Origin of the sequence: Scandinavium sp. M-37 (genome assembly GCF_043558715.1) — a bacterium.
GTDB lineage: Bacteria > Pseudomonadota > Gammaproteobacteria > Enterobacterales > Enterobacteriaceae > Scandinavium > Scandinavium vulneris_A.
Window position 1 is genome coordinate 1 of the sequence record NZ_JBIGIN010000013.1, and the last position, 19,928, is coordinate 19,928.

The window sequence follows — 19,928 nt, forward strand, 5'->3', positions numbered from 1 at the left end:
GTGATAAAACGAATGGCATACGGATACCGGGATAACGACTACTTTTTTATGAAGATAAAAGCAGCGTTCCCCGGTAAGGCGCGATGAACCAAAAAAGAGGCTACCGAAAGGTAGCCTCTTCACATTGCAGGTGTCGTCTTACTTTTTTGTATTATGCAGTCTTGGTGCGAATCAGATAATCAAACGAACTGAGTGAGGCTTTCGCGCCTTCGCCAGTCGCAATAATGATTTGTTTGTACGGCACGGTAGTACAGTCGCCCGCCGCAAACACGCCCTTCACGCTGGTTTCGCATTTAGCATCAATGATGATCTCACCCATGCGGTTGCGCTCAATCGCGCCTTCCAGCCAGGTGGTGTTCGGCAGCAGACCAATCTGGACGAAGATGCCGGACAGCGCCACCTGGTGCGTATCCCCGCTGACGCGGTCACGATACTCAATCCCGGTCACTTTGCTGCCGTCACCCTTCACTTCGGTGGTCTGCGCGTTAAGAATGATGTCGACATTTTTCAGGCTGCGCACTTTATCCTGCAGGACCTGGTCGGCTTTCATTTCCGGGGCAAATTCCAGCAGGGTCACGTGCTCGACGATACCCGCCAGGTCAATGGCCGCTTCCACACCGGAGTTACCGCCGCCGATCACCGCCACGCGTTTGCCTTTAAACAGCGGGCCGTCGCAGTGCGGGCAATAGGTCACACCCTTGGTACGATACTGGTCTTCGCCCGGGACGTTCATGTTGCGCCATTTCGCGCCGGTGGCAATGATCACGCTACGCGCTTTCAGCACCGCGCCGGAGGCTGTTTCAATCTGATGCAGACCGCCTTCGACGGCCGCTGGCGTTAGCTTGCTGGCGCTCTGGGAATCAATCACGTCGACGTCATAGTCGGACACGTGCTGCTTGAGCGCGCCCGCCAGCTTCTGGCCTTCGGTTTTAGGAACCGAGATGTAGTTCTCGATATCCACAGTATCGAGAACCTGACCACCGAAACGTTCACCCATCAGGCCAGTACGAATGCCTTTGCGCGCAGAATAGACCGCCGCCGCCGCACCCGCCGGGCCGGAGCCGACGATCAGCACGTCATACACATCGCGTTTGTTCAGCTCTTCTGCCGCACGTTTTTCCGCGCCGGTGTCCACTTTGGCCACGATTTCCGTCAGCGTCATGCGACCCTGACCAAACTCTTGACCGTTAACAAAGACCGCCGGAACGCCCATCACGTTGCGATCGGTGATTTCGTTCTGGAACACGCCGCCGTCGATGGCGGTGTGCTTAATGCGCGGATTGAGCACCGCCATCAGGTTCAGCGCCTGCACCACGTCCGGGCAGTTGTGGCAGGAGAGCGAGTAATAGGTTTCGAATTCAAAATCGCCATCGATATCGCGAATTTGCTCCAGCAGCGACTGCGCTTCTTTCGACGGATGACCGCCGGTCCACAGCAGTGCCAGCACCAGAGAAGTAAACTCATGGCCCAGCGGAGAGCCCGCAAAGCGCGGCCCCTGGTTGGATCCTGGGTTAGTAATCAAAAACGATGGCTTACGTACCGCCAGGCTGTTGTCTTCTTTAAAGCTCACCTGCGGTGAAAGTTCGGCGATTTCCGCCAGCAGTTCCTTGATTTCTGCCGATTTAGCGCTGTCGTCCAGCGTGGCAATCAGCTCAACAGGTTTCGTCAGTTTCTCAAGGTAGGCCTTGAGCTGGTTTTTCATGTTAGTGTCGAGCATCGTTCTTCCCTCTCTTAAAACATCATCATGCGAGCGGCCTGGTTCGGGCAGCTTGCATCATGATATTCAGTGAATTTACGTGATGAGTAGGCCCGGCAAGCGCAGCGCCGCCGGGCATTGACGGCTTAGATTTTGCCGACGAGATCCAGGGACGGAGCCAGAGTCGCGTCGCCTTCTTTCCACTTAGCCGGGCACACTTCGCCAGGATGGGAAGCCACGTACTGAGCCGCTTTCACTTTACGCAGCAGGTCAGACGCGTCACGGCCGATGCCTTCAGCGGTCACTTCGATAGCCTGAATAATGCCCTGCGGGTCAACGATGAAGGTGCCGCGGTCGGCCAGGCCTTCGTCTTCACGCATGTTTTCGAAGTTACGGGTCAGGGCACCTGTTGGGTCGCCGATCATCGCGTATTTGATTTTGGCGATAGTTTCAGAGCTGCTGTGCCACGCTTTATGGGTGAAGTGGGTATCGGTAGAAACAGAGTAGATATCCACGCCCAGTTTCTGGAACTCTTCGTAATGGTCAGCCACATCGCCCAGTTCGGTCGGGCAGACGAAGGTGAAGTCAGCCGGATAGAAGAAGAACACGCTCCAGCGACCTTCGGTGTCTTTCTCAGTGACTTCTACGAATTCGCCGTTTTTGAAAGCCTGGTTTTTGAACGGTTTGATTTTAGTGTTAATTAAAGACATCTGTACTTCCTCCGTGTTTTCGTTGAGAGCTAAGGTAACCAACTTTCACTCATCGGGCTAATGCGTTTCCTTTATCAAATCAATAAGCGCTGGCTAACAAACTTATTGTTGCCCCTGAACGTAAAAAGGCCACCTTTTCAGGTGGCCCCGTTACCTGAAAAGCCCTGGGAGGGTATTCAGTGCCAGCAAGCTGGCTGTGCGTTGCGCTCTATAAAACCCAGATAAAGGTCGTATTAGCGGGCCGATTAGACCATTCAGGTTTTGTAAGCGCAATTGCACACGCCTCTGGTCTTCTCTATGGTTGTGATAGGCTGAACCATTCACCTGCGGCCATAAACTTATTTTACAAGGAGTTACCATGCGCAAACTCACCCTGCTTCTGACGTTATTACCGATGCTGGCCAATGCCGAAGAGCTGCCAGCCCCGGTAAAAGCGATAGAGAAACAAGGCATTACGATAATCAAATCCTTCGATGCGCCGGGCGGGATGAAAGGCTATCTCGGAAAATATCAGGATATGGGCGTCACCATTTACGTGACGCCGGACGGCAAGCACGCCATTTCGGGTTATATGTACGATGAAAAAGGAGCCAATGTCAGCGAGCAGATGATTCAAAAGGAAATTTATGCCCCCGCGGGCCGTGAGCTGTGGTCGCAAATGGAAAAAGCGCACTGGATCCTCGACGGCAAAAAATCAGCACCGCGCGTGATTTACGTTTTCGCCGACCCGTTCTGCCCGTACTGCAAACAGTTCTGGCAACAGGCTCGGCCATGGGTTGAGTCGGGCAAAGTGCAGCTTCGCACGCTGATGGTTGGGGTCATTCGACCGGATAGCCCGGCCACGGCGGCAGCCATTCTCACCAGTAAGGATCCGGCGAAAACCTGGCATGATTACGAACAATCGGGCGGGAAATTACCGTTAAATGTGCCGGCGTCTGTTCCTCCGGCGCAAATGGAAATATTAAACACCAACCAGAAACTTATGGATTCATTAGGTGCAAATGCAACACCGGCAATATATTATCTCAACGCAGATAATGAACTGCAGCAAGTGGTCGGTTTGCCCGACGCCGATAATCTAAAAGCGATGATGGGCGACAAATAATACACAGGGGCAAGGCATTCCACCGCAATTCGTCTTGCCCAACTTTCTTTTACCCAATGATTTAACGAGATATTCCCAATCAGTTATATTCAATTTATATATATTAGTCATCAATAAATAATCACCATGAATATTTATGAAATGACAATTTAGTTTACTTACATCCGTAATTTATATATTTTTTATTTATACCCTGAAAGGAATAATCAAGGCCAATACAATGTCGATCTACAAACTCCCGTTGGAACATACAGTTCTGGAAGCGAGTACCGAACGCATTACATGGACTCTCAATAATTTTGAACGGATTTGCGTCTCCTTTTCCGGCGGCAAAGATTCCACCGTTATGCTGCATTTAACCGGAATGTTAGCGCGCAAATACCATAAAAAGTTCAGCGTAATATTTATCGACTGGGAAGCACAATTCAGCAGTACCATCGATCATTGTGAAAAAATGCGCGTCGAATATGCCGATGTCATTGAGACGTTTTATTGGGTTGCACTCCCGCTGACCACCCCGAATGCCCTGACGCAATTCACCCCAGAATGGCGCTGCTGGGAACCCGGTACCCCATGGGTACGCCAACCGCCGAAAGATGCCATCACCGATCCGGCATTCTTTTCCTTTTATCAGCTGGGCATGTCTTTTGAGCAATTCGTTCGTGACTTTGCCGAATGGTTCTCAAACAAACGCCCCGCGGCGGTGACCATTGGCATCCGCGCGGATGAGTCCTACACCCGTTTTCTGACCGTCGCTTCCCAGCGCAAACAGCGATTTGCCGATGACATGCCCTGGACCAGCATGGCTCCGCGCGGGCACACCTGGTACATCTACCCGCTTTATGACTGGAAAACGGCGGATATCTGGACCTGGTTTTCGCGTAGCGGCCTCAGCTTTAACCCCCTGTATAACATGATGTATCAGGCGGGCGTCCCGCTGCGCTACATGCGAATTTGTGAACCGTTTGGCCCTGAACAACGTCAGGGACTGTGGCTGTATCACGTACTTGAGCCCGAACGCTGGGCTAAGATGTGCGCCCGCGTCAGTGGTGCGCACTGCGGCGGGATTTACGCCGGGCATGATAATCATTTCTACGGGCACCGAAAACTGGTGAAACCCGACGGCTACAGCTGGAAATCCTATGCGCTGTTTCTGCTGGAAACCATGCCGCCCCTGACCGCCACGCATTACAGCAATAAAATCGCGGTCTATCTCCGCTGGTATCAAAAACAGGGCATGGAGGATATCCCTGATACGCAAGAGAACGACACCGGCTCGAAAGACATTCCTTCGTGGCGGCGTATCTGTAAAGTTCTGTTAAACAACGATTACTGGTGTCGGACGCTGTCGTTTAGCCCGACAAAATCACAGCACTATCAGCGCTACAACCAACGGATGGCGAAAAAGCGCCAGGAATGGGGGATTTTATGCAACAACAAATGATCGAACAGATGACTGCCTGGCTGACAACGCTGTCAGAAGCGGAACGCATTGAAGCTATTAATCGGTTCAGACTCGCGCTACACCATGAGAGTCCCTTTAAGGATCAGCCCGTCGACTGCGTGCTGTGGATCAAACACGAACACATTGCACCGAACGATTACAACCCCAACAACGTCGCCCCGCCGGAGAAAAAGCTGCTACTGAAGTCGCTTGAAAGCGATGGGTTTACCCAGCCAATCGTGGTACACGAGCAAAAACAGCACCAATATGAGATTGTCGACGGCTTCCATCGTCATCTTCTGGCGAAAACGAAAAGCAGCCTGAAAAAGACGCTGAAGGGCTACGTGCCGGTCAGCGTTCTGCAATGCGACAGCGATGAAGTGTCCGGGCGCATGGCCTCAACCATTCGCCACAACCGCGCCAGAGGCCGCCATCAAATCAACGCCATGTCAGAGATTGTGCGCGAGCTAAGCCAGCTCGGCTGGACCGATGAGAAAATGGGATTAGAGCTAGGGATGGACAGCGATGAAGTCCTGCGCCTGCGGCAAATTAACGGCCTGCTGGATATGTTCAGCGACCGTCAATTCTCCCAGGCCTGGACGGTAAAATAATTACAGTTTGCACAGCTTTTCAGCGGCGGCTAACAGCGTCGATTCCTGCTTCGCAAAGCACAAACGAATCAGCTTATGCGGGAACGGATCGGCGCAGAATACCGACAGCGGAATGGCCGCCACGCCCACTTCTTTGGTCAGCCACTGGCAGAAACTGACATCGTCCATATCGGAAATGGCGCTGTAGTCGGCCAGCAGGAAATAAGTGCCTTCACACGGCAAAATTTCCAGCCGACTGTTACCGAGCGCGTTGATAAATAAGTCCCGACGCGCGCGGTAAAATTCCGGTAACTCACGATAATGCTGCGGCTCGCTGCGCAGCATATCCGCCAGCGCAAGCTGCGCCGGCGTATTAACGGCAAAGGTCAGATACTGATGCACTTTACGCAGTTCGGCACTGATTGCCGCGGGTGCCACGCAGTAGCCCACTTTCCAGCCGGTCATGTGGAAGGTTTTGCCAAACGACGACACCGCCACCGCGCGCTCGCGCAGTTGAGGGTGCGCCAGGACGCTGGCATGGCCAACGTCTGCAAAACTAATATGTTCATACACTTCATCACTCAGCACATAAATTTCGTGCCCGGCAATCGCCTGCCACAGCGCTGCAAAATCACTTTTCTGCCACACCGTCGCCGACGGATTATGCGGCGTATTGAGGATAACCAGCCGGGTTTTCTCACTCAGCAGTTGAGTGAACGCTTGCCAGTCGACGCGAAAATGCGGCGGTTGCAGGGCGATACGCTTCAGCACCCCGCCGGAAAGCGCCACCGCGGGCGCGTAGCTGTCATAGCTCGGGTCAAAACAGATAACTTCATCACCTTCGCGCACCAGGGCAGTGATCGCCGCATACAGGGCTTCTGTCGCCCCCGCCGTCACGGTGATGTCGGTATTGGCATCCGGCGTGTGGCCGTACAGCTCCGCTGTTTTCGCAGCGATCGCTTCCCGTAACGCCGGGACACCGGTCATCGGCGCATACTGATTGGCACCCTGTGCAACATGATGCGCCAGACGTTGCTGTAAATAATGTGGCCCGTCAAAATCCGGAAATCCTTGCGACAGGTTAATCGCCTGAAACTCCTGCGCCAACGCGCTCATCTGCGTAAAGATCGTGGTGCCAAGATTAGGGAGTTTGCTTTGCGGAATCAGACGGTTGTTGCTCATGCTCGTTTTACCCGAATGTAATGCGGTTGTTGCTGCCACTATAACACGATGTTAGTATTTGGCAATCAAGACGCTTAGACGTCTAAACGATAACGATATTCCTGTCGGAGAATGGTAAATGACCGTACACCCGCAACTCACTGCCCTCGTCGAAGCCTGTCACTGGATAGGGGCCAAAGGCTGGGCCCCCGCGACTGGCGGCAATATGTCCGTCCGGGAAGACGACCGTTGGTGCTGGCTGAGTGAATCCGGCAAAGACAAAGGCAGCCTGACCCATGCCGATTTTTTACAGGTCGAGATAGCCTCCAATCAGGCGCCCTCCGGGCGCAAACCCTCTGCCGAAACGGGCCTACACACCCTGATCTATCGCCTGTTTCCCGAGGCCGGCGCGGTGCTGCACGTCCACACGGCGAACGCTACCGTGCTGTCTCGGATCGAAAAATCGGCCGAACTGGTTCTGCACGGCTATGAGATGCAAAAATCACTGCGCGGTCAGAGCAGCCATCTCGACAGCGTCGCCATTCCGGTATTCGACAACGACCAGGATATTGACGGGCTCGCCCGTCGCATTGAACACTACGGGGCAGAACGTCCGCTCAGCTATGGCTTTTTACTGCGCGGCCACGGCCTGACCTGCTGGGGACGCGACGTGGCTGAAGCCCGCCGTCATCTGGAAGGGCTGGAATTTTTATTTGAATGCGAACTGCGCTTACGTCAACTGGAGAAACCATGATCCGCGCCATTGTGACCGACATTGAAGGCACCACCAGCGATATTCGCTTCGTCCACAACGTGTTGTTTCCCTATGCGCGTGAGCGTCTGGCGGCGTTTATCACCGACCAACAGTTTTCCGACCCGGTAAAATCGATTCTGGAAAATCTGCGCGAGGAGATCGCTCAGCCGAACGCCAGCCCCGCCGAGCTCATCCCAACGCTGTTCGCCTTTATGGATGAGGACCGCAAATCTACCGCCCTGAAAGCGCTGCAAGGGTTAATCTGGCGCGACGGCTACGTGAACGGGGATTTCACCGGTCATCTCTACCCGGATGTATTGCCAACACTCGAAAAGTGGAAGTCAGAAGGCATTGATCTGTATGTATATTCCTCCGGCTCGGTTGCAGCGCAAAAACTGTTATTTGGCTACAGCGACGAAGGTGATATTACTCATCTGTTCAGCGGGTACTTTGACACCCACGTGGGCGCCAAGCGCGAGGTGCAGTCTTATCAGACCATCGCTGAGCACATTGGCCACTCTGCCGGGCATATCCTGTTCCTGTCCGATATTCATCAGGAGCTGGACGCCGCCGAGCAGGCCGGGTTTCGTACCGTGCAGTTAATTCGTGGCGACGGCGATACGGCCAGTCACCATCATCAGGTTCCTCGTTTCGATAAAATTCATCCGGAGCAGATCCCCTCATGAGCGCCCTGACTATTTTCTCTGATACTCACGCCAGCGAGCCGACCTGGCACAGCACCGACGGCCATGAAATTCAGCAGCAGCTGAACGGTAAAGGCGTGCGCTTCGAACGCTGGCAGGCGGACCGGGATCTGGGCGTCAATCCCACCCCGGAAACGGTGATTCACGCCTACCAACACGCGATCGACAAACTGGTGCAGGAAAAAGGCTACCAGAGCTGGGATGTGATCAGCCTGCGCGCCGACAACCCGCAGAAGGAGGCTCTGCGTGAGAAATTCCTCAACGAGCATACTCACGGTGAAGACGAAGTGCGTTTCTTTGTGGAAGGCGCAGGGCTATTTTGCCTGCATATCGGCAATGAGGTGTATCAGGTGCTGTGCGAGAAAAACGATCTGATTTCAGTGCCCGCAGGCACGCCGCACTGGTTTGATATGGGGTCGGAGCCGAACTTCACCGCCATCCGCATCTTCGATAATCCAGAGGGTTGGATTGCGCAGTTCACCGGGAGTGAGATTGCGGCGGGATATCCGAAACTGGCGTAACGCTTTCCCCCTCACCCTAACCCTCTCCCTCAGGGAGAGGGAATGTCCGGTGCGGTTTTCTCCCTCTCCCTGCGGGAGAGGGCCGGGGTGAGGGCATCAGACGACACCGTTGCCCAACAACACTGCGACACTCCCTCCTTCAACCCCTTCGCATACGCCACCAGTTGATCCAGCACTATCCCCCATCCTTCGTGGAAACCCATCTGCTCATGCTGCTGACGGATTTTAGCGGTCGCATGGGGGGCAATGGCGGTGTTACGGGCTTGCCCCTCAGGATAATGCCTTGCGAAAGCAGATGGCTTCATCTCTGCCAACATACCTGCCGTAGTTTTCCGTAACCTGGTATCCCTGCTTTAAATAAAAGGCGACCGCACGCTGATTGACTTTTCGGGTTTCGAGCAGGATATAACGGTAATTCAGCCCGATAGCCGCGGCTTCCAATGCCAGTAACAGTGCGTGCCCCGTGCCCGGTTCACGCCCGGTCGAGTACATGCGTTTTAGCTCCGCCGTGTCGGCTGATAAGGGTCTGATCGCGCCACACCCGATGGATTCTCCCTGCTGATTTCTGGCCAACACCCACATCGCACGTTCACTCTCTATATCCTCGAGGCTGAACGAGGCTGTTCCCCCCTCTCCGGTGATGCGGGCGAGTTCTGCCGTCAGCTGCGCGATAAGTTGTTGCGATTCGCTCGAGCGCGGATCGGAGGGTTCCACCCTAATCATCGTTGTGCAAACCTCCCCGCCGCCACTTCTGTCGGGGTGACCACGCCGGTATCCAAAACCCAGCCGCTGATAAGCGCTGCGGGCGTGACGTCGAACGCCGGGTTGTAGACTTGCGCGTCTTCTGGCGCCCACTGCACGGCACCAAAACTGCCCGCTACGCCGGTGACTTCGGCCGCAGCGCGCTGTTCAATCGGGATGGCCTCCCCGTTTGGGCAGTTCGGGTCGAGAGTGGTTTGCGGGGCGGCAACGTAGAACGGAATACCGTGGAATTTCGCCAGCACCGCCAGGGAATAGGTGCCGATTTTATTGGCCACATCGCCGTTGGCAGCGATGCGGTCAGCCCCGACCCACACGGCATCCACCTGCCCTTTCGCCATCAGGCTCGCCGCCATCGAATCGGTGATCAGTTGGTACGGCACGCTAAGCTCGCCGAGCTCCCACGCGGTCAGCCGCCCGCCCTGCAACAGCGGACGGGTTTCATCCACCCAGACGTTAGCGACGTTACCCTGCCGATGGGCGAAATTGATCACCCCAAGCGCGGTGCCCACGCCCGCCGTCGCCAGCCCGCCGGTATTGCAGTGGGTCAGCAGACGGCTGCCGGGTTTCACCAGTTGGCTCCCCGCCAGGGCGATACGCTCGCACAGCTGTTTATCTTCTTCGATCAAGCGCAAGGCTTCAGCCACCAGCCCGGGCACGAAACGTTCCTGCGCTAACGCGAGCTTCATCCGGTCGAGGTTATTCATCAGGTTCACCGCCGTCGGGCGCGAGGCACGCAGCGTTTCCAGCGCATCCAACAACTGGTCGCGGTTCAGGCCCCGCTCCGCCAGTAGCGCCAACAGCAGGCTGGCCGACAGACCAATCAGCGGGGCACCGCGCACCCGCAGGGCGTGAATATGGCCCACCAGCGCCTCGACGCTATTGGCATCCAGCCAGCGCGACTCCTGCGGCAGCGCCTGCTGATCCAGAATAAACAGCTGATTGTCCCGCACCCGCAGGCTGGTGGTCTGTAATGTCTGCATATCGTTAAATCCCTGTTGCGTTGTTGTGTCACATTGTGTCAGGATGAATTCCAGATGTATAGACGTCTGAATGGCTTTATTTCTGGCTATCTGATCAAGAGAACATGAGGATCGAGGCAATGTCGCAATACCATACCTTCACAGCCCACGATGCGGTGGCCTATGCGCAGCAATTTGGTGGGCTTGCAGACCCGTCCGAGCTGATTTCGGCGCAGGAGGTCGGCGACGGCAACCTTAACCTGGTGTTTAAAATTTTCGATACGCACGGCGTGAGCCGCGTTATCGTCAAACAGGCCCTGCCCTATGTGCGCTGCGTGGGCGAATCCTGGCCCTTAACGCTGGATCGCGCCCGTCTCGAAGCGCAGACCCTGGTGGAGCATTACCAGCACGCCCCGGAACACACGGTCAAAATCCACCATTTCGATCCGCAGTTGGCGGTGATGGTGATGGAAGATTTGTCCGACCACCGCATCTGGCGCGGAGAGCTGATTCAGGGAGCGTATTACCCCCAGGCCGCGCAACAGCTCGGGCATTACCTGGCGCAGACCCTGTTTCACACCAGTGATTTTTACCTGCATCCGCACCAGAAAAAGGCCCAGGTGGCAAATTTCATCAACCCGGAAATGTGCGAAATTACGGAAGACTTGTTCTTCAACGACCCGTACCAGGTACACGAGCGTAATAATTATCCGGCAGAACTCGACGCCGACGTGGCCGCCCTGCGCGATGACGTTCAGCTCAAACTGGCGGTCGCCTCGCTGAAGCACCGTTTCTTCTCACAGGCCGAAGCGCTTTTGCACGGAGACATTCACAGCGGGTCGATTTTTGTGGCAGACGGTAGCCTGAAGGCGATCGACGCGGAGTTTGGTTACTTTGGCCCCATCGGCTTTGACATCGGCACCGCGATTGGCAATCTGCTGTTGAACTACTGCGGCCTACCGGGCCAGTTAGGCATTCGCGATGCCGCCGCCGGACGCGAGCAGCGTCTGGCCGATATTCAGGAACTGTGGAACACCTTTGCCGAGCGTTTCCAGGCGCTGGCGACGGAAAAATCCCGCGATGCGGCGCTCGCTTTCCCGGGTTATGCCAGCGAATTCCTGAAAAAGGTGTGGCACGATGCGGTCGGTTTCTGCGGCACGGAGCTAATTCGCCGCAGCGTGGGCCTGTCGCACGTGGCGGATATCGACACCATTAAAGATGACGCCATGCGCCACGAATGTTTGCGCCATGCGATTGCGTTGGGTCGGGCACTGATTGTGCTGGCAGACAAAATTGACGGTGCGGATGCGTTGATTGCCCGGGTTCGCCAGTACAGCTGAGCCTGAGCCCCTCGCCTGCGGCGAGGGTTTTACTTATCCCAGATACTCAATCACCGACAGCCCGCCGTTGTAATCGGTGCTGTAGATAATCCCCTGCGCATCGACGAACACATCGCACGACTGAATAATCCGTGGACGGCCTGGCCGGGTGTCCATCATTCGCTGCGGCGCGGCAGGCACCAGCGCCCCGGTTTCCACCGGGCGATACGGATTAGTAATGTCGTAGGCACGCACGCCCGCATTCTGATAAGTCGCAAAAATCAGGGTCGAACTGACAAAGCTGCCTGGCCGGTTCTCATGCAGATTGTGCGGTCCAAAATGTGCGCCTTTCGCCACGTAGTCCGTTTCATCGGGCTGCGGGAAGGTGGCAATGCTGACCGGGTTCGACGGTTCGCGAATATCAAACAGCCATATCAGCTTCTCGCCGTCTGCCTGATTATCGAGCACCGCTTCGTCCAGCACCACCAGCAGGTCGCGGTCCGGCAACGGCAGGGCGGTATGCGTCCCACCACCGAACGGCGGACTCCAGTTGCGATGGGCAATCAGCTTCGGTGCGGTACGGTCTTTAACGTCGAGAATCGTTAACCCACCGTCGCGCCAGCTACCGTAGGCGGTATCCCCGGCGATAATCGCATGATGCAGCGCATAACGTTTACCCTCGGGCCAGTCGGGCGTTTCTCCTGCCGCCTGATTCATGCCCGGCAGCCACCAGCGCCCCGCCACTTCCGGCCTGCGCGGGTCGGCTAAATCAATGGTCAGGAAGATGTAATCGCTAAAGCCCTCAATCAGGGCCGAGACGTACGCCCAACGCCCACCGACATACCAGATGCGGTGAATGCCGATCCCGTTGAGTGACAGGAAGCTGATTTCACGCGGCTTATCCGGGGTGGAAATATCAAACACCCGCAGCCCTGCGCTCCAGCCTTGGTCCTGCACGTCGCTGACCGTTTCGCCGACGGAACGGGTGTAATACACCTTTTCATCGGCAAAGCGCGCGTCAGCGAACAGGTCGCGGGCGTTGATCACCAACAGCAGATCGTCATGGGCCTGCAAATGCACATTCCAGGTGCCCGGCGGCGCAGGAATATACGCCACCGTTTTCGGGTTTTTCGGGTCGCGCACGTCAACCACGGAAAACCCTTGCGACACCATATGTCCGATATACGCATAACCGCGATGGACCATCAGCTGCACACCATCCGGTCTGCCGCCCTGGTCGCTGTGCCCGATCAGCCGCATATTGCGGCTGTAGTCAGGCGTCGGCCAGGCACTCATTTGGCTTTCGCTTCAAGGGTGGCGAACCACGGGGCGATAAAATCTTCGGTCTGGCCCCAGCATGGGATGATTTTGCCGAGGCTCGCCACGTTCACCGCACCCGGTTGCGCCGCCAGCAGCGCCTGCGGGATCGCCGCGGCTTTGAAATCATAGGTGGCAGGCGTCGGTTCCCCGGCGATTTTATTCGCTATCAGGCGCACGTTGGTGGCACCGATCAGTTTTGGATCCACCGCCACGCTGACTTTCCACGGGCTGCCCGCTTCGCGCATCAGCTGTAAATCCTGGTTGGAAACGTCGATGCTGTAGAGTTTGATTTCGGTACGACCGTTCTCTTTCAGCGCCTTATATGCGCCCTGGCTGAACGCATCCCAGGTGCCCCAGATAGCGTCGATTTTGCCTTTCGGGTATTTCGCCAGCACCGCGCCGACTTTGTTGGCAGTATCACCCTGCACGTCGGAGGAGACCGCGCCAATAGATTCCAGCTCTTTGATGCCCGGATTCTGTTTCAGCAGCGTTTTGTAGGCCGCTTCACGACGCTCCATCGGTGGGAAACCGGCCACCCACAGTTTGATAATGTTGGCTTTGCCGTTGAAATCCTTCACCAGCTGGCCGAACGAGAGATCGGTCAGAGAGGCGTCATCCTGCTGAGTGACGGTCACGCCAGGGATCTCCCCGTTCACGGCGGTATCAAACACCGCTACTTTGATGCCCGCGTCCACGGCTTTTTTCACCAGCGCGGTGGAGTACGGGTCGCGGCCCTGGGACAGGATGATCCCGTCATATTTCTGGCTGATCGCCTGATTGACGAAGTCCTGGAATTTGGCGTCATCACCGTTGCTCAAAAAAGTGCTGACCTTAAAGCCGAGCTTCTTGCCTTCCTGAATCGCCCCGGAAACGAACTGGGTGGTGTTGTCGTCCGAGCCGAGATTACGAATAACCGCAATGCGGATCGGTCCGCTGTGGTTGGCGATCGCCGCCGGAACCGGCGTCGGGGTTTCCGCAAAGGCATTAACGGCGTTGAACAAGCCCAGTGCGATAAGCGACAGCGTGATTTTTTTCATTATCTTTACCCTGAATGTTGTGTTGAGTGTTGTTATGTCTGACTTATTGTTATGTTCGGCGCTGAAAATAGGTCAGCGCCAGCGCGCCAGCCAGCACCAGACCTTTGATAATATCCATGGCGTAATACGGAACCGACAGCATCACCAGCCCGTTCGACAGCACGCCCAAAATCACCGCGCCGACCAGCGTACCCAGCGCATTAGGCTTGCCCGAACCGGCGAGCGAGAAGCCAATCCACGCCGCCGCCACCGCATCCATCAGATACCCACTGCCCGCGTTAACCTGCGAGGAGCCAATACGCGAAGCCAGCAGAATGCCGCCCAGCCCGGCGAGCAGCGAGGCGATCACATACGCCGCCACTTTGTAACGGGTCGTACGCAGGCCGGAGAGGCGCGCGGCCTCCGGATTGCCGCCTATGGCATACATCCGCCGACCGTGGGTGGTTAGCGACAGCGCCAGCTGTGCTACCACGGTGACCACCAGCATGATAATCACGATGGTCGGCACCTGACCGAGCAGGCCGAACGCCGCCGGAATAGTGCCCTCCGCCATCTCTCCGCTCGGCAGGACCATGTTTTCGGTTACCGATCCGCCGAAGCTGTAGGTCGCCGCCACGCCCTGCACTACGAACAGGCTGGCCAGCGTCGCGAGCATGTCGGGGATGCGCAGAATGACAATCAAAAATGCGTTAAACAGCCCGACCAGGGTACACAGCAGCAGGGTGACCACGATGGCTTCGGTGGTGCCAAACCCGTGCCAGACGAACAGGGAAATCACCAGCGCGTTGGCCAGTGAGGCGGTTGACCCAACCGACAGATCGAACCCGCCGACGGTCAGGGAAATCGACACCCCAACCGCAATCACCGTCACGATTGCGATGGATCGCAAAATGTTGATGATGTTGAACGGGTCGAGGAAGTTGTCCGAGGCGAGGCCAAAAATCACCACCAGCGCGACCACGGTCAGCAACATGCCCCACTTATAGAGAAAATCGAAAAACTGCTGACGGCCCGATGCCGTCGCCTTAACTGTCAGGGCCTTGCTCACGACGCCGCTCCTCCGGTGGAGTAATAAAGTAGGGTTTCTTCGCGGGCGTCAGCGCCCGCCACTTCTGCCACAATGCGCCCATCCCACAGGACGCAGATGCGGTCACACAGGCCGACCAGCTCGGCGAATTCGCCGGAGGCATAAATCACGCCTTTGCCTTCCCGGGCCAGGCCATCAATCAGGTTAAACAGGTCGGTTTTGGCTTTGACGTCGACCCCTTTGGTCGGCTCGTCAAAAATCAGCACGCTGGCGTTACCGCGCAACCATTTACCGATCGCCACTTTCTGCTGATTGCCGCCGGACAGACGACGCAGCGTTTGCCCTGGGCCAATGGTGCGAATGCCAACCCGGGCAATCACCTCTTCTGCCCAGCGCCACGCCTGACGATGACCGAACAGGCTCCAGCGCGAGAAGCTGTTATCTGCCCCCACCGCCAGATTCATGCCGATAGATTCGTCGATAAAAATCCCCTCTTTACGCCGCTCCTCGGGTACCAGCGCCAGTCCTCGGGTGACGGAATCCGCCGGGTCACGCGGCCGCCACGGCTGGCCGTTCAGCTCGGCGCGGTCAACCCGGCATTTGCTGGCGCCAAACAGCGCTTTGCACAGCTCGGTTTTCCCGGCCCCCGCCAACCCGGCGATACCGAGAATCTCGCCTTTGCGCAGGCGCAACGAGATGTCCCGCAGCAGATGCGGGTCGTGCAGGCCATCGACCTGCAACACCACCTCATCGCTATGTGCTTCACGGCGCGGCGGGAAAATGTCAGTCAGTTCGTGGCCGAGCATTTTCTCAACGATCTGCTCGCCGCTCAGTCGCGCCATCGGGCCGCTTTCGATTAAGCGACCGTCGCGCAGCACCGTCAGGGTGTCGCAAATCGCTTTTAACTCATGAATACGGTGCGAGATAAACACCACCCCGATGCCCTGCTGTTGCAGACGTTTCACCACCGCAAACAGGCGCTCGCTTTCGTGGCTGTCGAGCGGGGCCGTGGGCTCATCGAGGATCAGAAAACGGCAGCGGTGCGACAACGCCCGCGCCAGCAAAATTTGCTGTTTTTCCGCCAGTGAACAGCTGTCGATTGAACGCTTAACGTCGAGATCCACGTCAAGCTGCGCCAGTGCTGCCCTGGCCTGCTGACGCACCTGCCGCCAGCTGAAGCGATATCCCGGATCGGCCAGATGGTCGAGCAGGATGTTTTCGGCAATCGACAGCCCCGGCACCAGCGCCACGTCGACTTCCTGCTGCACCAGATGGATACCCAGCTGTTTGGCATCACGGGGGGAACGGATGCCGACCGCCTCATCGTTAATGACAATCTCGCCTTCGTAATGGTCATAGGTGCCGCACAGCACCGCCATCAGCGTCGATTTTCCTGCGCCGTTGGCCCCGGTCAGCGCATGCACCGATCCGCCTGTGAGCGTGAACGCCACCTGCGTTAAGGCCTTAAAACCGGAGAAGGCCAGGCTGATACCACGCATCTCAAGGCGATTGGCTACCATTCGCTGCATACCCTTATCGTTAATCGTCTGATTCGTGGACTGTTCCACACCCGCCGTTGACAGACAACGGCGTAAAAGGCATAAGATAAAGCAAAATAATATTAGCCTTCCAGATGTCCAGACATACCATCTGGGGAGCGATAATACACAAGGACATAACAAATGAGCAACACCGATATTCGTGTGGTCGTCGGGCCCGCCAACTATTTCTCGCATCGCGGCAGTTTTCAGCGGTTGGCGGACTTCTTCACGCCGGACCAGCTTTCCCGCGCGGTGTGGATTTACGGCGAACGCGCCCTCGAAGGGGCCCGCCCTTTCCTGCCCTCTGCGTTTGAAACTGACGGCGCGACGCATCTGCTGTTCAAGGGGCATTGCAGCGAGCGTGACGTCAGCGCCCTGGCCGAAAGTGGCGGGGAAAATCCGTCGGTGGTGATTGGCGTCGGCGGTGGGACGGTGCTGGACACCGCCAAAGCCGTAGCCCGTCGACGCGGGGTGCCGTTCGTAGGCTTACCGACCGTGGCCGCTACCTGCGCCGCGTGGACGCCGCTATCGGTGTGGTACAACGATGCCGGACAAGCGTTACAGTTTGAGATATTCGACGACGCCAATTTTCTGGTGCTGGTCGAACCGGACGTGATCCTCAACGCCCCTGCGGAATATCTGCTGGCGGGCATCGGCGATACGCTCGCGAAATGGTATGAAGCGGTGGTGCTGGCCCCCACGCCGGATGAACTGCCGTTAACGGTCCGGCTCGGCTTAAACGGCGCGCTGGCAATCCACGATGTGCTGCTCGAACACAGCGAGGCGGCGCTGGCGGATCAACGCCAGGGGAAATTGAGCCGGGCCTTTCTCGACGTAGTGGATGCGATTATCGCCGGAGGCGGAATGGTCGGCGGCCTGGGCGAGCGCTATACCCGTGTCGCCGCGGCCCACGCGGTTCACAATGGGCTGACGGTCCTGCCGCAGACCGAGAAATACCTGCACGGCACCAAAGTCGCCTACGGCATTCTGGTGCAAAGCGCGCTACTCGGGCAGGACGAGGTTCTGGCCCGTCTGGTCGCGGCCTATCAGCGTTTCAACCTGCCGACCTCCCTGGCAGAACTTGAGGTCGATATTAACGACAGTGCCGCACTGGAAAAGGTTATTGCGCATACCTTACGCCCGGTTGAATCCATTCATGCCCTGCCGGTGCCCGTCACCACCGACTCACTGCGCGCCGCATTTGTAAAGGTTGAAGCCCTAAGCGCTTCATTCTGAACGTCTAAATCTATACCCCTCGTTTCGCCAATTGACGGGGGCTTTTCGCCCTCTATAACTAGTGATGATTCTCAACTATCACCTGGAGTTACTATGCAGATCGATCTGACAGGTAAACGCGCCCTGGTCACCGGGGCCAGTCGTGGGCTTGGACGGGCTATCGCGCTGTCGCTGGCGAATGCCGGGGCTGATGTGGTTATCACTTACGAAAAATCGGCGGATAAAGCGCAGGCCGTGGCGGAGGAAATTCGCGCCCTGGGCCGTAAAGGCCACGCCATTCAGGCCGACAGCAGCAATGCCGAGGCCATTGTGCAGGCGGTAAATCAGACCGCTGAAACCCTCGGCGGGCTGGATATTCTGGTCAACAACGCCGGAATTGCGCGCGGCGGCCCGCTGGAATCGATGTCGCTGGAGGATATTGATGCGGTGATTGGGGTCAACATTCGCGGGGTGGTGATTGCGACCCAGGCCGCGCTGGCGCATCTCGGTCAGGGTGGCCGAATCATCAATATCGGCAGCTGTCTGGCGAACCGCGTAGCGTTTGAAGGCATTGCAGTGTATTCGATGAGCAAATCCGCGCTGAACTCGTTCACCCGTGGATTGGCCCGCGATTTAGGCCCGAAAGGGATCACCGTCAATCTGGTCCATCCCGGCCCGACGGACAGCGACATGAACCCGGCTGACGGGGAAGAGGCCAAAGGCCAACTGCAGCATATTGCGCTAGGTCATTACGGTAAACCCGAGGATATCGCCGCCGCGGTCACTTTCCTCGCCAGCCCCGCCGCCGGGCAAATCACCGGCACCGGACTGGACGTCGACGGCGGCGTGAACGCCTGAGTCCGTTTTCAAACTTTTGCTTTTGCGACCCCCCTTCCCATTTTTATGCAAGCCTCTGCCCTCCGGCAGAGGCGCGCCCAGCCTGCCTCGCAGCGTAAACATCGCCTGCTTTCTCTCTTCTTCCACGCAGTCTAAAGTGTGAGATATTTTCTAATACAACCATCACTAATAATCTAATTATTTACTTATGTTCGTAAGGGAATACTATGCAAATGAAATTAACGATCCAGTGGTCGAAATCGGCAAAAAAAGATCTGATGTCTATAGACCAACGTTACAAGCAGCGCATCAGGATGAAATTAGAATGCCTCAGCGACAATAGAGCCCCGCAGTTGGATCTTCAGAAACTGACGTCACCAGCAGATCACTATCGGCTCAGAGTAGGGGATTATCGGGTTATCTTCACCCATCGCGGTGAGGATCTTAAAATCTGCTTTGTCGTGGCGGTACGGCGCAGAACGTCAAAAACATATACCTTTCATGAGGAACAGATGCCCTATGAATATACAGTTTATAAAAGATGAAAAAGGGAACACCGAGTATGTCGTGGTGCCTTACCACGTTTGGTTCAACTTGATGCTGGACCGACTGCCGGTCGAAGATGAAAAAGAAGCAGAAAACTGGGAGGAAATCCCTATTGAGCATGATGAATACGACGATATCGCTATTCCCCATGAAGTCGTCTGCCTGACGATCGATGAAAGCGTCAGCCTGCAGGCCGCATGGCGCATTTACCGTGGTCTGTCACAACAAGAGGTGGCAGACAAACTGGGCATTACCCAGTCGGCGGTATCACAACTCGAAGCGGTGGACTCCCGCCCGCAAAAACGCACGCGTGAAAAACTGGCCGCAATTTACGGCTGCACGCAGGAGCAAATCAGCCTGTTTCTGCCGAAAGAGGGGTAATTCTCCGGCGCTAACAGCACTTCGCGCCGCCTTTACCGCCGTAGCGGGCGTCTTGCCGTTCGCGGAAAAACTCTTCATAGGTCATCGGCGTCTGGTCCGGATGGGTCAGGCGCACGTGGGCGACGTAGTTGTCGTAGTCAGGCACGCCAATCATCATTTTGGCCGCCTGGCCGAGGTATTTTCCAGCTTTTGAAAGTGTGTCGAACATAGAAACTCCTGTGGTGTTTTCCCCTCATCCCGACCTTCTCCCCATAGGGGAGAAGGAGAAAACTTTCCCTCGCCCCTATGGGGAGAGGGTT

21 protein-coding genes and 1 pseudogene are annotated in these 19,928 nt (G+C 56.5%); 11 read left to right on the forward strand and 11 right to left on the reverse strand.

Annotated elements, in window-relative coordinates:
- Positions 1-151: 151 nt before the first annotated feature.
- Together ahpF and ahpC are read right to left on the reverse strand one after the other, a co-directional pair.
- A complete protein-coding gene (gene ahpF, locus ACG0Z5_RS11230; RefSeq protein WP_394447352.1) occupies positions 152-1,717 on the reverse strand; it encodes an alkyl hydroperoxide reductase subunit F in 1,566 nt (521 codons plus the stop codon).
- A 125-nt stretch (positions 1,718-1,842) separates the two neighbouring features.
- Positions 1,843-2,406 carry an alkyl hydroperoxide reductase subunit C gene (gene ahpC, locus ACG0Z5_RS11235; protein ID WP_319626923.1) on the reverse strand — a complete coding sequence of 188 codons (564 nt, stop codon included), beginning with the start codon at positions 2,404-2,406 and terminating at the stop codon, positions 1,843-1,845.
- Between the two features lie 358 nt (positions 2,407-2,764).
- On the opposite strand from ahpC, the gene dsbG reads away from it, so the two are divergent.
- The 3 genes from dsbG (at position 2,765) to ACG0Z5_RS11250 (ending at position 5,566) form a co-directional block, all read left to right on the forward strand.
- Positions 2,765-3,511: a thiol:disulfide interchange protein DsbG gene (dsbG, locus tag ACG0Z5_RS11240; RefSeq protein WP_394447354.1), complete on the forward strand. Its 747-nt coding sequence runs from the start codon at positions 2,765-2,767 to the stop codon at positions 3,509-3,511.
- A gap of 220 nt (positions 3,512-3,731) precedes the next feature.
- The gene (locus ACG0Z5_RS11245) at positions 3,732-4,955 is read left to right on the forward strand and encodes a phosphoadenosine phosphosulfate reductase (protein WP_394447356.1); all 1,224 of its coding nucleotides are present in this window, start codon (positions 3,732-3,734) and stop codon (positions 4,953-4,955) included.
- Positions 4,928-5,566, forward strand: coding sequence for an IbrB-like domain-containing protein (locus tag ACG0Z5_RS11250; RefSeq protein ID WP_394447358.1), 639 nt, complete (start codon positions 4,928-4,930; stop codon positions 5,564-5,566). Before ACG0Z5_RS11245 ends, ACG0Z5_RS11250 begins: the two co-directional genes overlap by 28 nt.
- On the opposite strand, the gene ACG0Z5_RS11255 is transcribed toward ACG0Z5_RS11250, so the two are convergent.
- A complete protein-coding gene (locus ACG0Z5_RS11255; RefSeq protein ID WP_394447360.1) occupies positions 5,567-6,727 on the reverse strand; it encodes a pyridoxal phosphate-dependent aminotransferase in 1,161 nt (386 codons plus the stop codon).
- Positions 6,728-6,845: 118 nt separating this feature from the next.
- On the opposite strand from ACG0Z5_RS11255, the gene ACG0Z5_RS11260 reads away from it, so the two are divergent.
- Genes ACG0Z5_RS11260 through ACG0Z5_RS11270 form a run of 3 tightly spaced genes read left to right on the forward strand, consistent with a single transcriptional unit; the run spans position 6,846 to position 8,685 of the window.
- Positions 6,846-7,460 carry a methylthioribulose 1-phosphate dehydratase gene (locus ACG0Z5_RS11260; RefSeq protein ID WP_394447362.1) on the forward strand — a complete coding sequence of 205 codons (615 nt, stop codon included), beginning with the start codon at positions 6,846-6,848 and terminating at the stop codon, positions 7,458-7,460.
- Positions 7,457-8,146, forward strand: coding sequence for an acireductone synthase (gene mtnC / locus ACG0Z5_RS11265; RefSeq protein ID WP_394447364.1), 690 nt, complete (start codon positions 7,457-7,459; stop codon positions 8,144-8,146). Before ACG0Z5_RS11260 ends, mtnC begins: the two co-directional genes overlap by 4 nt.
- Complete coding sequence (locus ACG0Z5_RS11270; protein ID WP_394447366.1) at positions 8,143-8,685, forward strand: 1,2-dihydroxy-3-keto-5-methylthiopentene dioxygenase; 543 nt, start codon at positions 8,143-8,145, stop codon at positions 8,683-8,685. Before mtnC ends, ACG0Z5_RS11270 begins: the two co-directional genes overlap by 4 nt.
- A 137-nt stretch (positions 8,686-8,822) precedes the next feature.
- On the opposite strand, the pseudogene ACG0Z5_RS11275 reads toward ACG0Z5_RS11270, so the two are convergent.
- The 3 genes and pseudogenes from ACG0Z5_RS11275 to mtnA all read right to left on the reverse strand — a co-directional run.
- A pseudogene (locus tag ACG0Z5_RS11275) lies at positions 8,823-8,957 on the reverse strand (polyketide cyclase); the annotation flags it as partial.
- Positions 8,956-9,408, reverse strand: coding sequence for a GNAT family N-acetyltransferase (locus ACG0Z5_RS11280; protein WP_394447368.1), 453 nt, complete (start codon positions 9,406-9,408; stop codon positions 8,956-8,958). The gene ACG0Z5_RS11280 and the pseudogene ACG0Z5_RS11275, both read right to left, overlap by 2 nt.
- A complete protein-coding gene (mtnA, locus tag ACG0Z5_RS11285) occupies positions 9,405-10,427 on the reverse strand; it encodes an S-methyl-5-thioribose-1-phosphate isomerase (RefSeq protein ID WP_394447371.1) in 1,023 nt (340 codons plus the stop codon). The genes ACG0Z5_RS11280 and mtnA overlap by 4 nt, the downstream gene beginning before the upstream one ends.
- Before the next feature lie 119 nt (positions 10,428-10,546).
- Between mtnA and mtnK the strand changes: the two genes are divergently transcribed.
- Positions 10,547-11,746 (forward strand): S-methyl-5-thioribose kinase, encoded by a 1,200-nt coding sequence (gene mtnK / locus ACG0Z5_RS11290; protein ID WP_394447373.1) that lies wholly within the window; start codon positions 10,547-10,549, stop codon positions 11,744-11,746.
- A gap of 33 nt (positions 11,747-11,779) precedes the next feature.
- Here mtnK and ACG0Z5_RS11295 read toward each other — a convergent pair whose 3' ends face one another.
- From ACG0Z5_RS11295 to ACG0Z5_RS11310, 4 genes are read right to left on the reverse strand one after another with little or no spacing between them, the layout of a single operon-like run.
- Positions 11,780-13,021: an LVIVD repeat-containing protein gene (locus ACG0Z5_RS11295; RefSeq protein WP_394447375.1), complete on the reverse strand. Its 1,242-nt coding sequence runs from the start codon at positions 13,019-13,021 to the stop codon at positions 11,780-11,782.
- Complete coding sequence (locus ACG0Z5_RS11300; RefSeq protein ID WP_394447377.1) at positions 13,018-14,082, reverse strand: sugar ABC transporter substrate-binding protein; 1,065 nt, start codon at positions 14,080-14,082, stop codon at positions 13,018-13,020. Before ACG0Z5_RS11300 ends, ACG0Z5_RS11295 begins: the two co-directional genes overlap by 4 nt.
- Positions 14,083-14,131: 49 nt before the next feature.
- Positions 14,132-15,130, reverse strand: a complete 999-nt coding sequence (locus tag ACG0Z5_RS11305) for an ABC transporter permease (RefSeq protein WP_394447379.1) — start codon at positions 15,128-15,130, stop codon at positions 14,132-14,134.
- On the reverse strand, positions 15,127-16,629 hold the full coding sequence (locus ACG0Z5_RS11310) for a sugar ABC transporter ATP-binding protein (RefSeq protein WP_394447542.1): 1,503 nt from the start codon (positions 16,627-16,629) through the stop codon (positions 15,127-15,129). Before ACG0Z5_RS11310 ends, ACG0Z5_RS11305 begins: the two co-directional genes overlap by 4 nt.
- Before the next feature lie 162 nt (positions 16,630-16,791).
- Between ACG0Z5_RS11310 and ACG0Z5_RS11315 the strand changes: the two genes are divergently transcribed.
- The 4 genes from ACG0Z5_RS11315 (at position 16,792) to ACG0Z5_RS11330 (ending at position 19,629) form a co-directional block, all read left to right on the forward strand.
- Positions 16,792-17,886, forward strand: a complete 1,095-nt coding sequence (locus ACG0Z5_RS11315) for an oxidoreductase (RefSeq protein ID WP_394447381.1) — start codon at positions 16,792-16,794, stop codon at positions 17,884-17,886.
- Between the two features lie 93 nt (positions 17,887-17,979).
- The gene (locus ACG0Z5_RS11320; RefSeq protein WP_394447383.1) at positions 17,980-18,723 is read left to right on the forward strand and encodes a 3-oxoacyl-ACP reductase family protein; all 744 of its coding nucleotides are present in this window, start codon (positions 17,980-17,982) and stop codon (positions 18,721-18,723) included.
- A gap of 206 nt (positions 18,724-18,929) precedes the next feature.
- A complete protein-coding gene (locus ACG0Z5_RS11325) occupies positions 18,930-19,247 on the forward strand; it encodes a type II toxin-antitoxin system RelE family toxin (RefSeq protein WP_394447385.1) in 318 nt (105 codons plus the stop codon).
- Positions 19,222-19,629: a helix-turn-helix domain-containing protein gene (locus ACG0Z5_RS11330; RefSeq protein ID WP_394447387.1), complete on the forward strand. Its 408-nt coding sequence runs from the start codon at positions 19,222-19,224 to the stop codon at positions 19,627-19,629. The genes ACG0Z5_RS11325 and ACG0Z5_RS11330 overlap by 26 nt, the downstream gene beginning before the upstream one ends.
- 10 nt (positions 19,630-19,639) lie before the next feature.
- Here the strand turns inward: ACG0Z5_RS11330 and ACG0Z5_RS11335 are convergent, their stop codons facing one another.
- Positions 19,640-19,837 carry a YbdD/YjiX family protein gene (locus tag ACG0Z5_RS11335; protein WP_110511097.1) on the reverse strand — a complete coding sequence of 66 codons (198 nt, stop codon included), beginning with the start codon at positions 19,835-19,837 and terminating at the stop codon, positions 19,640-19,642.
- Positions 19,838-19,928 lie beyond the last annotated feature (91 nt).

What these genes read in the sequence shown, in the direction of transcription:
- ahpF (WP_394447352.1), bottom strand. Translation starts at nt 1,717, where the DNA reads ATGCTCGACACTAACATGAAAAACCAGCTCAAGGCCTACCTTGAGAAA.
- ahpC (WP_319626923.1), bottom strand. Translation starts at nt 2,406, where the DNA reads ATGTCTTTAATTAACACTAAAATCAAACCGTTCAAAAACCAGGCTTTC.
- dsbG (WP_394447354.1), top strand. Translation starts at nt 2,765, where the DNA reads ATGCGCAAACTCACCCTGCTTCTGACGTTATTACCGATGCTGGCCAAT.
- ACG0Z5_RS11245 (WP_394447356.1), top strand. Translation starts at nt 3,732, where the DNA reads ATGTCGATCTACAAACTCCCGTTGGAACATACAGTTCTGGAAGCGAGT.
- ACG0Z5_RS11250 (WP_394447358.1), top strand. Translation starts at nt 4,928, where the DNA reads ATGGGGGATTTTATGCAACAACAAATGATCGAACAGATGACTGCCTGG.
- ACG0Z5_RS11255 (WP_394447360.1), bottom strand. Translation starts at nt 6,727, where the DNA reads ATGAGCAACAACCGTCTGATTCCGCAAAGCAAACTCCCTAATCTTGGC.
- ACG0Z5_RS11260 (WP_394447362.1), top strand. Translation starts at nt 6,846, where the DNA reads ATGACCGTACACCCGCAACTCACTGCCCTCGTCGAAGCCTGTCACTGG.
- mtnC (WP_394447364.1), top strand. Translation starts at nt 7,457, where the DNA reads ATGATCCGCGCCATTGTGACCGACATTGAAGGCACCACCAGCGATATT.
- ACG0Z5_RS11270 (WP_394447366.1), top strand. Translation starts at nt 8,143, where the DNA reads ATGAGCGCCCTGACTATTTTCTCTGATACTCACGCCAGCGAGCCGACC.
- ACG0Z5_RS11280 (WP_394447368.1), bottom strand. Translation starts at nt 9,408, where the DNA reads ATGATTAGGGTGGAACCCTCCGATCCGCGCTCGAGCGAATCGCAACAA.
- mtnA (WP_394447371.1), bottom strand. Translation starts at nt 10,427, where the DNA reads ATGCAGACATTACAGACCACCAGCCTGCGGGTGCGGGACAATCAGCTG.
- mtnK (WP_394447373.1), top strand. Translation starts at nt 10,547, where the DNA reads ATGTCGCAATACCATACCTTCACAGCCCACGATGCGGTGGCCTATGCG.
- ACG0Z5_RS11295 (WP_394447375.1), bottom strand. Translation starts at nt 13,021, where the DNA reads ATGAGTGCCTGGCCGACGCCTGACTACAGCCGCAATATGCGGCTGATC.
- ACG0Z5_RS11300 (WP_394447377.1), bottom strand. Translation starts at nt 14,082, where the DNA reads ATGAAAAAAATCACGCTGTCGCTTATCGCACTGGGCTTGTTCAACGCC.
- ACG0Z5_RS11310 (WP_394447542.1), bottom strand. Translation starts at nt 16,629, where the DNA reads ATGGTAGCCAATCGCCTTGAGATGCGTGGTATCAGCCTGGCCTTCTCC.
- ACG0Z5_RS11315 (WP_394447381.1), top strand. Translation starts at nt 16,792, where the DNA reads ATGAGCAACACCGATATTCGTGTGGTCGTCGGGCCCGCCAACTATTTC.
- ACG0Z5_RS11320 (WP_394447383.1), top strand. Translation starts at nt 17,980, where the DNA reads ATGCAGATCGATCTGACAGGTAAACGCGCCCTGGTCACCGGGGCCAGT.
- ACG0Z5_RS11325 (WP_394447385.1), top strand. Translation starts at nt 18,930, where the DNA reads ATGCAAATGAAATTAACGATCCAGTGGTCGAAATCGGCAAAAAAAGAT.
- ACG0Z5_RS11330 (WP_394447387.1), top strand. Translation starts at nt 19,222, where the DNA reads ATGAATATACAGTTTATAAAAGATGAAAAAGGGAACACCGAGTATGTC.
- ACG0Z5_RS11335 (WP_110511097.1), bottom strand. Translation starts at nt 19,837, where the DNA reads ATGTTCGACACACTTTCAAAAGCTGGAAAATACCTCGGCCAGGCGGCC.